General features: G+C 73.2%; 11 protein-coding genes. 9 read left to right on the top strand and 2 right to left on the bottom strand.

Going from position 1 to position 12166, the window contains the following annotated elements; all coding sequences use genetic code 11:
• The first annotated feature begins 6 nt into the window (after positions 1–6).
• The gene (locus tag ACIQBJ_RS23105; RefSeq protein ID WP_400713659.1) at positions 7–1668 is read left to right on the top strand and encodes a DUF5719 family protein; all 1662 of its coding nucleotides are present in this window, start codon (positions 7–9) and stop codon (positions 1666–1668) included.
• Positions 1669–1811: 143 nt separating this feature from the next.
• Here the strand turns inward: ACIQBJ_RS23105 and ACIQBJ_RS23100 are convergent, their stop codons facing one another.
• A complete protein-coding gene (locus tag ACIQBJ_RS23100) occupies positions 1812–2258 on the bottom strand; it encodes a metallopeptidase family protein (protein WP_400713656.1) in 447 nt (148 codons plus the stop codon).
• Positions 2259–2314: 56 nt separating this feature from the next.
• Between ACIQBJ_RS23100 and ACIQBJ_RS23095 the strand changes: the two genes are divergently transcribed.
• The 7 genes from ACIQBJ_RS23095 to ACIQBJ_RS23065 all read left to right on the top strand — a co-directional run bounded on the left by ACIQBJ_RS23095 (position 2315) and on the right by ACIQBJ_RS23065 (position 9218).
• Positions 2315–2758, top strand: coding sequence for a DUF3499 domain-containing protein (locus tag ACIQBJ_RS23095; RefSeq protein WP_400713653.1), 444 nt, complete (start codon positions 2315–2317; stop codon positions 2756–2758).
• A gap of 124 nt (positions 2759–2882) precedes the next feature.
• Positions 2883–4277, top strand: coding sequence for a phosphomannomutase/phosphoglucomutase (locus ACIQBJ_RS23090; protein WP_400714556.1), 1395 nt, complete (start codon positions 2883–2885; stop codon positions 4275–4277).
• Between the two features lie 126 nt (positions 4278–4403).
• A complete protein-coding gene (locus ACIQBJ_RS23085; protein ID WP_400713650.1) occupies positions 4404–4586 on the top strand; it encodes a Trm112 family protein in 183 nt (60 codons plus the stop codon).
• A gap of 34 nt (positions 4587–4620) precedes the next feature.
• Entirely contained in the window at positions 4621–5787 is a 1167-nt protein-coding gene (locus ACIQBJ_RS23080) for an SIS domain-containing protein (protein ID WP_400713647.1), read from the top strand.
• Positions 5788–5854: 67 nt separating this feature from the next.
• Entirely contained in the window at positions 5855–6829 is a 975-nt protein-coding gene (locus tag ACIQBJ_RS23075) for a cation diffusion facilitator family transporter (RefSeq protein WP_400713644.1), read from the top strand.
• Between the two features lie 187 nt (positions 6830–7016).
• Positions 7017–8465, top strand: a complete 1449-nt coding sequence (gene ahcY / locus ACIQBJ_RS23070) for an adenosylhomocysteinase (protein WP_400713641.1) — start codon at positions 7017–7019, stop codon at positions 8463–8465.
• Positions 8466–8576: 111 nt separating this feature from the next.
• Positions 8577–9218: a hypothetical protein gene (locus tag ACIQBJ_RS23065; protein WP_400713638.1), complete on the top strand. Its 642-nt coding sequence runs from the start codon at positions 8577–8579 to the stop codon at positions 9216–9218.
• Positions 9219–9249: 31 nt separating this feature from the next.
• On the opposite strand, the gene ACIQBJ_RS23060 is transcribed toward ACIQBJ_RS23065, so the two are convergent.
• Positions 9250–10356 (bottom strand): RDD family protein, encoded by a 1107-nt coding sequence (locus ACIQBJ_RS23060; RefSeq protein WP_400713635.1) that lies wholly within the window; start codon positions 10354–10356, stop codon positions 9250–9252.
• 239 nt (positions 10357–10595) lie between these two features.
• Here ACIQBJ_RS23060 and ACIQBJ_RS23055 point away from each other — a divergent pair, with 239 nt between their 5' ends.
• On the top strand, positions 10596–11600 hold the full coding sequence (locus ACIQBJ_RS23055) for a stage II sporulation protein M (protein ID WP_400713632.1): 1005 nt from the start codon (positions 10596–10598) through the stop codon (positions 11598–11600).
• Positions 11601–12166: the final 566 nt, after the last annotated feature.

Genomic DNA, 12166 nt, shown 5'->3' with positions numbered 1-12166 from the left:
CCCGCGATGAAGAAGCCCACCCTGAAGGCACCCAAGCTCAAGGCCCCCGACCTGAGCGCCGTGGCCGGCGGCAGCCGCACCGGCCAGTCGCTGCTGGCCGGCGTCGCCGTCCTCGGCCTGGTGTTCGGCATCGCCGAGCTCCGCGCCCCGGTCTCCCCCGCCGCGGGCGCCACCGGCAAGCGCACCAGCGCCCAGGTCGAACGGACCGCCCTGGTCTGCCCGCCGCCCATGCAGGGCGCCGTCGGCTCCACCACCCTCACCCTGTTCAGCCCCGAGGGCGGCACCGGCAGCACCGGCACCGGCCTGCTCGCCGACGCCACCCGCGACAACGTGCTCGCCGCGCAGGCCCCGGCCCAGCCCGCCGCGAGCGGCTCCCCGGCCCCGTCCGGCAGCCCCGCCCCGTCCGGCAGCCCCGCCGCGCCGCCCGCCGCCCAGCCCTCCGGCGCCCCCGCCGCACCCGTGCTGGACGCCCGCCTCACGCTGGCCAAGCCCGGCGTCCCGGCGGCCGGCCCGGCCGCCAACAACGACACCGCCCCCGGCACCTTCGCGCTCGCCACCGGCAACCTCGCCCCCGGCTTCACCGCCAACCAGACCACCAGCTCCGAGCAGGGCGGCTCCGCCCTCTCCGGCGCCCGCTGCGCCGCCTCCGGCACCAGCTTCTGGTTCTCCGGCGCCAGCACCGGCCCCAACCGGGTCGACTACGTCACCCTGGTCAACGCCGACACCGTGCCCGCCGTCGTCGACCTGCGGATGTACGGCGACAAGGGCCTGATCGAGAACGAGCTGGCCGCCGGCATCGCGGTCGCCCCCGGCACCTTCAAGACCCTGCTGCTCAGCGGCCTCACCAAGGGCCAGGTCAACGACCTCGCCGTGCACGTGGTGGCCCGCAGCGGCCGGGTCGGCGCGGGCCTGCACGCCCTGGAGAACGGCAAGGGCGCCGACTGGCTGGAGCCCTCCGCCGACCCCGCCCCCGCGGTGACCGTCCCCGGCATCCCCGCCGACGTCACCACCGCCCACCTGGTGGTCGCCACCGACTCCGAGGACGACGCCGACCTCAAGGTCCAGCTCTCCGGCAAGAACGGCTGGTTCACCCCCGCCGGCAAGGAGAGCATCCACGTCAAGGCCGGCATGACCGCCGCCCTCGACTTCCAGTTCAGCCCCGAGACCCGCGAGGGCGCCAGCGCGATCCGGCTCACCCCCACCGACCCCAAGCACGCCACCCCCGTGGTGGCCGGCCTCCGGGTCGACCGCGAGAACAAGGGCAAGACCGAGGCCGCCTGGCTCGCCGCCGGCAGCCCCGTCGGCACCCGCGCCTCCGTCGCCGACAACCGGGGCGGCCAGACCGCGCTGATCCTCACCGCCGTCGACACCGACGCCAAGGTCAAGGTCACCTCCTCGGCCGGCACCAACGGCGGCACCCCCGCCACCAAGGACGTCGCGGTCCCCGCCGGCACCACCGTCACCGTCGACGGCATCGACCCCGCCGGCCTCAACGGCCCCTACGCCCTCACCGTCCAGACCGTCTCCGGCGGCCCCGTCCTCGCCACCCGCCAGCTCACGATCCCGGCGAAGGACGTCCCCGCCTTCACCACCCAGCAACTCCGCGACGACCACGCCACCGTCGAGGTCCCCCAGGTCGCCGCCGACCCCGGCGTGGTCCTCAAGTAAGGAGCGGAGCTGCGAGCCCCGTCAGGGGCCCGGGGAACGGCGGTGCCGAGTGGCTGGTGTCCGACGGGCCGCGATGCGCCGACCCCGTTTCGGGCCGAAGGTCCCCGGCGGAAGGTCCCCGGCGGAAGGTCCCCGGCCCCTGATCACTCCTCGCCGTAGCGCGGGTCGATCGCGTCCGGCGACAGCCCCAGCAGCTCCGCGACCTGCTCGATCAGGATCTCGTGGACGAGCGCGGCCCGGTCCTCCTTGGACTTGGCCCGGATCTCGACCGGCCGCCGGTAGACCAGGATGCGGCTGCGCCGTCCCGCCGCGCCCGGAATCACCCGGCCGAGCGGGACGGCCTCGGGCTCGGCCTCGCCCTTGGCGGGCAGCGGGACCTCCAGGACGGCGAACTCCACGTCCTCCAGCTGGGGCCAGCGCCGGACCAGCCGCTCCATGGACTCCCGGACGTAGTCGTCGAAGAGCTCGGACCGGGTCAGCGAGATGGGCACCTGCGGCGGTGCCAGCGGTCCGCGCAGGCCGCGGCCGTGCCGGTCGCGGTGCTTGCGGCGGCCGGGACCGGACGGGGACGAGGGTGTCGAGCTGTCCATAGCAGTGTCGAGCGTAGTCCCTGGATGCCCGGAAGTGGACCACTCGAGCACGGCGCGTGACGGCATCGGGCCCGCCGGGGACACGCGAGCCGGGGGCGGGTCTTCGCGGCCCGGTGCCCAGTACGGTACCGTCCACCCTCGTGAGCTCTGTACGTCGTTGTTCGCGGACCGCGTGCGGCCGGCCGGCCGTGGCGACGCTGACGTACGTCTACGCGGACTCCACGGCCGTCCTCGGCCCGCTGGCGACGTACGCGGAGCCGCACTGCTACGACCTGTGCGCCGAGCACGCCGAGCGCCTGACGGCGCCCCGCGGCTGGGAGGTGGTCCGGCTGGCCGCCGACACCGGGGCGCGCCGCAGCAGCGACGACCTGGAGGCACTGGCGAACGCGGTCCGCGAGGCCGCCCGCCCGCAGGAGCGCACGCCCCGTCAGGGCCCGCCCGGCGAGGGCGAGTCGGGCCGCCGCGGGCACCTGCGGGTGCTGCGCTCGCCGGAGAGCTGAGCCCCCCGCGCCGGACGGCGGCACCGGGCATTTCCCGTGGCCGGGTACGCTGCCCCTCTGCGGGCGGCGCGGACGCAGGGTCCGCCCGGCGCGCAGCACAGCGCGGAACACACACGGGAGCATTCTGGTGCGGGACCTCAAGCAGCTTGTGAAGGCGTACGACGTCCGGGGCGTCGTGCCGGACCAGTGGGACGAGTCGCTGGCGTACGCCTTCGGCGCGGCGTTCGTCGAGGTGGTCGGCGGCAGCGCGGTCGTGATCGGCCACGACATGCGCCCGTCCTCTCCCTCGCTGTCCCGCGCGTTCGCCGAGGGCGCGGCCTCCCGCGGCGCCGACGTGGTGGAGATCGGGCTGTGCTCGACCGACCAGCTGTACTACGCCAGCGGCAGCCTGGACCTGCCCGGCGCGATGTTCACCGCCTCGCACAACCCGGCCCAGTACAACGGCATCAAGCTGTGCCGCGCGGGCGCCGCCCCGGTCGGCCAGGACACCGGCCTGTCCGACATCCGCGAGCTGGTCGAGTCCTGGCTGTCCACCGACGACGACGGCAAGGTGCACGTCCCGGCCTCCGACGCGACGGTGGGCGCCCTCAGCTCGAAGGAGACCCTGGGCGGCTACGCCGACCACCTGCGCAAGCTGGTCGACCTGACCGCGATCCGCCCGCTCAAGGTCGCGGTCGACGCGGGCAACGGCATGGGCGGCCACACCGTGCCGACCGTCTTCGACGGCCTGCCGCTGGACGTCGTCCCGATGTACTTCGAACTGGACGGCACCTTCCCGAACCACGAGGCCAACCCGCTGGACCCGGCCAACCTGGTCGACCTGCAGGCCAAGGTCCGCGAGGTCGGCGCCGACCTCGGCCTGGCCTTCGACGGCGACGCCGACCGCTGCTTCGTGATCGACGAGAACGGCGACGCGGTCTCCCCGTCCGCGATCACCGCCCTGGTCGCCGAGCGCGAGATCGCCCGCGCCCAGGCGAACGGCGAGGCCAACCCGACGATCATCCACAACCTGATCACCTCCTGGACCGTCCCCGAGGTGGTCCGCGACCTCGGCGGCGTCCCGGTCCGCACCCGGGTCGGCCACTCCTTCATCAAGCAGGAGATGGCGAACACCGACGCGGTGTTCGGCGGCGAGCACTCCGCGCACTACTACTTCCGCGACTTCTGGCGCGCCGACACCGGCATGCTGGCCGCCCTGCACGTGCTGGCCGCGCTCGGCGGGCAGGACGGCACGCTGTCCGCGCTGACCGCCAAGTACGAGCGGTACGCCGCCTCCGGCGAGATCAACTCCACGGTCGCCGACCAGGCCGCCGCCACCGAGCGGGTCCGGGCCGCCTACGCGGGCCTGGAGGGCGTCACCACCGACGAGCTGGACGGCCTCACCGTGGCCGGCCCGGACTGGTGGTTCAACCTGCGCGCGTCCAACACCGAGCCGCTGCTGCGCCTGAACGCCGAGGCCAAGGACCCGGCGAAGATGGCCGAGCTGCGCGACGGCGTGCTGGCCGTCGTGCGGGGCTGACGCACGGGTCAGCCAGCCGCTGACTTTTCGGGTGCCCCGGCCGGTAGGGTTGCCACCGGCCGGGGTACTGCTGTGTCACGGCCCTTCGCACCACGACCGCCACGAGAGTTCCCGGAGCCGAGCACCATGAGCCTGCCGTCCTTCCTGCTGGAGATCCTGGTCTGCCCGGAGTGCCGTTCGCCGCTCGACGAGGAGATCGAGGGCGAGGCGCACGAGCTGCGCTGCACCGGTGAGGGCTGCGGCCTGGTGTACCCGGTGCGCGACGGCATCCCGGTCCTGCTGGTGGACGAGGCCCGCCGCCCGTCCTGACCCTGCCCCGCCCAGTCGCTGGAGGCCAGCCGCCATGTTCGACGACTCCCTGCTGGACGACCCGGCCGCGCTGCAGCGCGCCGACCGCCGCCGCGAGCTGCTCGCCCTGGCCGGTGCGGGCGCCCGGATCAGGATCGCGCTGCGCCGGGCCGACGCGGCCGGCGTCAACGCGCTGGCCCCGGACGGCCGCCCGCGCGCGGTCCTGGTGGCCGGGCACGGCGGAGCGCTGACGGCGGCCGCGGTGCTGGCGGCGCTGGCCCTGCCCAGCACCCAGGTGTGGCCGCTGCCGCCCGTCGACGCCCGCCCCGGCGGGTTCGCCTTCACCGACGGCGAGACCTGGCAGCTGCCGGGCTGGGCCAACCCGCTCGACCTGGTCGTGCTGGCCAGCGAGAACGGCCGCGAGGGCGGCCTGATCAGCCTGGCCGAGCAGGCGTACACCCGGGGCTGCGCGATCGCGGTGATCGCCCCGGAGGACTCGGAGCTGTTCGAGGCGGCGCTCCAGGTGCGCGCCCTGCCACTGCCCTTCGAACCCTGCGCGGTGGAGCCGGAGGGCTCCGACGCCGAACCCGACCTCCCGGCCGAGGACCCGGCCGCGCTGTGGGCCTTCCTGGCTCCGCTGCTGACCCTGGCCGACCGGGTCGGCGCGGCCCAACTCGCCCCCGGCGCCCTGGAGTCGGTCGCCGACCGGCTGGACGAGGTGGCGGTCCGCTGCCGCCCGGACGCCCAGGCCTACGACAACCCGGCGAAGACGCTGGCCGCCCGGCTCGCCGAGACCGTCCCGCTGATCTGGGCCGAGGGCGCGCCCGCCGCCGCGGCGGGGGAGCGGTTCGCGGCCGCGCTCGCCGACCGGGCCGGCCTGCCCGCGCTGGCGGCCCGCCTCCCGCAGGCGCTGACGGCGCACCGCGGCATGTTCACCGGCCGGCTCGGCGCCGGCACCGACCCGGACGACTTCTTCCGCGACCGGGTCGAGGAGCCGGTGCCGCTCCAGCTCCAGGTGCTGCTGCTCCGGCACACCCCGGGGGTGGCCGAACTGGAGGCCGCCGCCTGGCCGGTGGCCCGGGCCCGGCGGCTGGCGGCGGCGCACGAGGTGCGGGTCACCGAGCACGCCTCCAGCCTGGAGGACCCGCTGCAGGCACTGGCCGAACTGATCGGTCCGACCGACTTCGCCGCGGTCTACCTCGGCCTGGCCACCCGCGGCTGACGCGGTATCGTCCCCTCGTCAACCAAGGCCCGGCAAAGCCCCGGGCCCGGCGGAGGGAAGTGCGGGGTTGAGTACCGAAGGCGGCACCAAGGCGCTGGTGGCGGCACTGTCCGCGAACCTGGGGATCGCGCTGAGCAAGTTCGTGGCGTTCGCGTTCTCCGGCTCGTCCTCGATGCTCGCCGAGGGCGTGCACTCGCTGGCCGACTCCGGCAACCAGGTGCTGCTGCTGGTCGGCGGCAAGCGCGCCAAGCGGGCCGCGACCGAGGAGCACCCGTTCGGCTACGGCCGCGAGCGGTACATCTACGGGTTCCTGGTCTCCATCGTGCTGTTCAGCGTCGGCGGCATGTTCGCGATCTACGAGGGCTACGAGAAGATCTCCCACCCGCACGAGCTGGAGAACTGGTACTGGCCGGTCGGCGTGCTGGTGTTCGCGATCCTGCTGGAGGGCTACTCCTTCCTCACCGCCTACCGGGAGGCGTCGAAGGACAAGGGCGCGCACGGCTGGTCCGCGTACATCCGCCGGGCCAAGGCCCCCGAGCTGCCCGTGGTGCTGCTGGAGGACACCGGCGCGCTGATCGGCCTGGTGCTGGCGCTCGGCGGCGTCGGCCTGACGGTCGCCACCGGGGACGCGGTCTGGGACGGCGTCGGCACCCTGTGCATCGGCGTCCTGCTGGTGGTGATCGCCTTCGTGCTGGCGCTGGAGACCAAGTCGCTGCTGGTCGGCGAGTCCGCCGACGCCGAGGTGGTGGCGAGGATCCGCGCGGCGCTGGTCGACCACGACACCGTCACCTCGGTGATCCACATGCGCACCCTGCACGTCGGCCCCGAGGAACTGCTGGTCGCCGCGAAGATCGGCGTCAACGCCGAGGACAGCGCCGCGACGGTCGCCGAGGCGATCGACCACGCCGAGACCCGGGTCCGCCGGGCCGTGCCGATCGCCCGCGCGATCTACCTGGAGCCCGACATCTACTCCGAGGAGAAGGCGCTGGCCGGCCCCGACGCCGACGCCACTCCGGGCGGTCCGGGCCCGAACGCCCACTGAGCCGCACCCGATCGGTGTAGATTCGTCAGCAGTGCCAAACGTCGCTGCTGATGGCGGTCGATCGGAGCCCCGCTCCGGTCGAGGGAGAGAGGTCCTCCGACGGATTGTGCCGCAGCAGAGGGCCGCTCCCGCGCACCCTCTGCCGCTCAGCACACCCGTAACCAGGCCCATCCCGCGAGGAGTTCGCATGTCGAACCAGCCCACCGGCGACTTCAAGGTCGCCGACCTCTCCCTGGCCCCGTTCGGCCGCAAGGAGATCCAGCTCGCCGAGCACGAGATGCCCGGCCTGATGTCGATCCGCGCCGAGTACGCCGCCTCCCAGCCGCTGGCCGGGGCCCGGATCACCGGCTCGCTGCACATGACCGTGCAGACCGCCGTCCTGATCGAGACCCTCACCGCCCTGGGCGCCGAGGTCCGCTGGTGCTCCTGCAACATCTTCTCCACCCAGGACCACGCCGCCGCCGCCATCGCGGTCGGCCCCGAGGGCACCCCCGAGAACCCGCAGGGCGTCCCGGTCTTCGCCTGGAAGGGCGAGACCCTGGAGGAGTACTGGTGGTGCACCGAGCAGGCGCTCACCTGGCCGAACGGCCAGACCCCCAACATGATCCTGGACGACGGCGGTGACGCCACCCTGCTGATCCACAAGGGCGTCGAGTTCGAGAAGGCCGGCGCCGCGCCGTCCCCCGACACCGCGGACAACGACGAGTTCCGGATCATCCTGGAGCTCCTCAACCGCACCCTGGTCGAGACCCCGCAGAAGTGGACCGAGGTCGCCGCCACCATCAAGGGCGTCACCGAGGAGACCACCACCGGCGTCCACCGCCTGTACGAGATGCACCGCGACGGCAAGCTGCTGTTCCCGGCCATCAACGTCAACGACTCGGTCACCAAGTCGAAGTTCGACAACAAGTACGGCTGCCGCCACTCCCTGATCGACGGCATCAACCGCGCCACCGACGTCCTGATCGGCGGCAAGGTCGCCGTCGTCTGCGGCTACGGCGACGTCGGCAAGGGCTGCGCCGAGTCGCTCCGCGGCCAGGGCGCCCGGGTCATCGTCACCGAGATCGACCCGATCTGCGCCCTCCAGGCCGCCATGGACGGCTACCAGGTCGCCACCCTCGAGGACGTCGTCGACACCGCCGACATCTTCATCACCACCACCGGCAACAAGGACATCATCCTGGCCTCGCACATGGCCCGGATGAAGCACCAGGCCATCGTCGGCAACATCGGCCACTTCGACAACGAGATCGACATGGCCGGCCTCGCCAAGCTCCCCGGCGTGGTCAAGACCGAGGTCAAGCCGCAGGTCCACGAGTGGCGCAAGGCCGACGGCAGGACGATCATCGTGCTCTCCGAGGGCCGCCTGCTCAACCTCGGCAACGCGACCGGCCACCCGTCCTTCGTGATGTCCAACTCCTTCGCGAACCAGACCATCGCGCAGATCGAGCTGTTCGCCAAGACCGAGCAGTACCCGGTCGGCGTCTACGTCCTCCCCAAGCACCTGGACGAGAAGGTCGCCCGCCTCCACCTCGACGCCCTCGGCGTCAAGCTCACCACCCTCACCCAGGACCAGGCCGACTACATCGGCGTCCCGGTCGAGGGCCCCTACAAGGCCGAGCAGTACCGCTACTGACACCCCGTCACCCCGGTGCCCGGCACCCCCGCCCAGGGGGTGCCGGGCACCGGCGCGTCCGGACCCGACCGGGCCCGGGGACCGCGCCCCGGATTACGTAGGCTTCACCCCATGCCGAACGGCCGCTACTCCCTCCACGACCCGCACGACGGAACCCCGCTCGGCGAGGAGCGCTTCAGCTGCGCCCCCGGCCCGGCCGGCTGGCGCTACGTCGCCAAGCGCTACCGGCCCGACGGCACCGTCCAGGGCACCACCGACCTCACCCTGGACGCCCGGCACCGCCCGATCCGGCTCGAACTGCGCTCCGGCGGCTGGCAGGTCCGCGGCGGCGCGCTCGACGGCGTGCACTGGGTCCGCGCAGCCGCCTCCGGCGAGGGCGACCGTGCCGGCACCGTCGACACGGCCGACGCCACCGAGGGAACCGACCGGGCGCACGCCTTCACCGGCGACTCCCCGGCCTTCCTGGTCGCCACCGCCCGCCTGCTCGACCTCGCCCCCGGCGGCAGCGCCCGCATCCGCCTGGTCTCCTTCACCGGCGACGCCCTCGCCCCCCGCACCCTCGACCAGGGCTGGCAGCTGCACACCGTCCAGGACCACCCCACCGAGACCGGCCCGCTCCCCGTCGAGCACTACCGGGTCACCGACCTCGACACCGGCGAGGTCCGCGACCTCCACCTCACCGGGGACGTCCTGCTCGCCGCCCCCGGCATCGACCTCGAAGAACTCGAATCCCCGCCCAACCCGCGCCGCTGAGCGCCGGTCGGACGGGGACCGTGACGAACCGTCAGGCGGGCGGCGCGAAACCCCCGGCCGCCGGGGCCGACTCCGCCGGGCCGTCCACGACCGGCGCGGACGGCGCGACCGGCACGGACGGTGCGACGGGCGCGGGCTGGGCCGGAACCGTCGGGTACCCCAGCACCCGGGCCGGAGCCGCACCCGCGGGGGCCGGCGGAGCGAACGGCTGCGCCGGCGGAACGGCCTGACCGGGCACCTGGACCGGAGCCTGCACCGGCACCTGCCCCGGAGCCGTGAACGGCTGGGCCGGCGGGGCCGCCCCCCAGGGCGCCGCCCCGAACGGGGCCACCCCGTACGGCGCCGCACCCCACGGAGCCGGGTGCGCCCCGCCGTTCGCGGCCGCCGCCCGCTCCCAGGCCCGGCGCTGGCGCTCCATCAGCACCGCGCCCAGGTACACCAGCGGCGGCAGCCCGTCCGGGACCGGCCAGGCGACCCGCTGCGACAGGTCCGCGGCCAGCCGCTCCGCCAGCCCGGCCGCCACCGGGGCGTCCAACTCGCGCATCCGGCCGACCAGTTGACGCGAGGAGAGCCACAGCCCGTCCGGCACCGCCGACAGGTCCAGGGCCGCCAGCTCGGTTCCCAGCGCGTGCATCACCTGCGCCTGCACCGGCGGCACCATCCCCTGGTCCCGCGCGCTCTGCGGCAGCCGCTCCCGGATCACCAGGGTGCCGCCGAACACGTCGCCCAGCCGCCGCCCGTCCGAGGAGAACAGCGAGGACAGCACTGCGGGCATCGCCGACAGCCCGAACTCGATCACCCCGATCAGCCCGCGCACCAGCGCGTGCCGGAACCGGATCGGCCCGCCGTCCGTCCGCACCACCCGCAGCCCCAGCGCGGCCTTGCCCACCGACCGCCCCTGCGACAGCGTCTCCACCAGCACCGGGAGCACCAGCAGGAAGAACGCCATCAGGCCGATCGAGAACGCCATCACCGCGGCCGACTCCAGCTGGGACAGCGCGAGCGACAGGAAGATGAAGGCGAAGAAGTACCCGACCATGTAGATGATCCCGTCCAGGAGCCGGGCCAACGCCCGTGACGGCAGCCGTGCCGACCGCAGTCCCAGGACGACCGCCTCACCGGTCACCAGCTCGCTCACGCCACCCACCCGATCCGATCCGCGGCCCGCCGGACGACCCCACGCCGCACGACTCGACCCCCACCATCAACAGCGCACAACATACGGCCGCCCACCCCCGCCCCGTAACCCCGGTCCACCGCTTCCGGAATCCCCTGCCGCACCGGCCGCGACCTCTGGCAAGCTAAGGCCCGCAAAGCCCCGGCCGCACACCAACCAGTGCGCCCACCAGCCCCGCCGCGCCCCTGGAGAGATCCGCAATGGACCTGGACGTCTTCGTCGCCGCCCACCAGGCGGAATGGCACCGTCTGGAGGCCCTGAGCGGCCGCCGCCGACTCACCGGCGAGGAGTCCGACGAGCTGATCACCCTCTACCAGCGCGCCACCAGCCACCTCGCCCAGGTCCAGGCCGCCGCCCCGCACGCGGGCATCGAGGGCCGCCTCACCACCCTGGTCGCCCGCGGCCGCAACGCCGTCACCGGCGCCCGCCGCTCCACCTGGCGCGACGCGGCCCGCTACTTCACCACCAGCTTCCCCGCGATCCTGTACCGCACCCGCCGCTGGTGGCTGACCGTCGCCCTGGTCTCGCTCGCCCTCAGCGCGATCCTCGCCTGGTGGATAGGCACCCACGCCGACGTCCGCGACACCCTCGTCCCGCCGGACGAGCTCAAGGAGCTCACCAAGCCCGGCGGCGAGTACGAGGCCTACTACAGCGACCACCCCTCGGCGAACTTCGCCGCCCAGGTCTGGCTCAACAACGCCTGGATCGCCGCCCTCTGCGTCGCCTCCGCGGCCCTGCTCGGCCTCCCGGTCATCATCATGCTGTTCACCAACGTCGTGAACCTCGCCGTCGGCATCGGCCTGATGGCCTCGGCCGGCCGCTTCTGGCTCTTCCTCGGCCTGCTCGTCCCGCACGGCCTGCTCGAACTCACCGCCATCTTCGTCGCCGGCGGCCTCAGCCTCCGCCTCGGCTGGACGGTCGTCGACCCCGGCCCCCGCACCCGCGCCGTCGCCCTCGCCGAAGAGGGCCGCGCCATCGTCGGCTCCGCCGTCGGCCTCACCGTCGTCCTCCTGATCTCCGGCATCATCGAGGGCTTCGTCAGCGGCTCCGCCCTCCCCACCTGGGCCCGCGTCGGCATCGGCGTCGTCGCCGAGGTGCTCTTCCTGGTCTACGCCCTCTTCCTCGGCAAGCGCGCCGCCGACCAGGGCGAGATCGGCGACGTCGAAGCCGCCGACCGCACCGCCCACCAGCCGGTCGCCGCCTGACCCGCGTGGCGTGGTCACGGATACCCCGCCGTACCTGGTAGCCTGATGATCAACCCCAGGGACCATTGACGTGATTCCTGCGGGTCAGTAGGTTTGAACGGTTGGGCGCGATTGGACTTACGGTCCGCCCCCACGTAAGGTCTACGACATCGCCGAAGCGAGGCAAAACATCCGAGAGGATGCGGACCCGCTTCCGGCAAAACCCCGAAGCAGAGCAGCGCAGAGCTTTTGATAAGGTCTGCAGCGAAGTCGAAGGAATTCCCACTCCAGCGGGAATGGAAATCGGAGCGAAAAACCTCTGATAAGCTGGGAACACGAAAGAACGAAGTGCCCGGAGGGCCCGCAGGAATGCGGCTCGAAGGAAGCGTCTGTTCCTTGAGAACTCAACAGCGTGCCAAAAGTCAACGCCAGATATGTTGACATCCTCGGCCTCGACTTCCTGTCGGGGTTGGAGATTCCTTTTGAAGTAAAAACACTAGCGAGGACGCAGTGCGCGGGGCCGCCTTATTCCGGTGGTTGCTGTGCCGCTCCCCGTGGAGACATTCACGGAGAGTTTGATCCTGGCT

The sequence above is a fragment of the Kitasatospora sp. NPDC088391 genome (genome assembly GCF_044753345.1).
Classification (GTDB): Bacteria; Actinomycetota; Actinomycetes; order Streptomycetales; family Streptomycetaceae; genus Kitasatospora.
The sequence above is the reverse complement of the archived record's forward strand: the minus strand, read 5'-3'. Positions and strand labels throughout refer to the sequence as shown.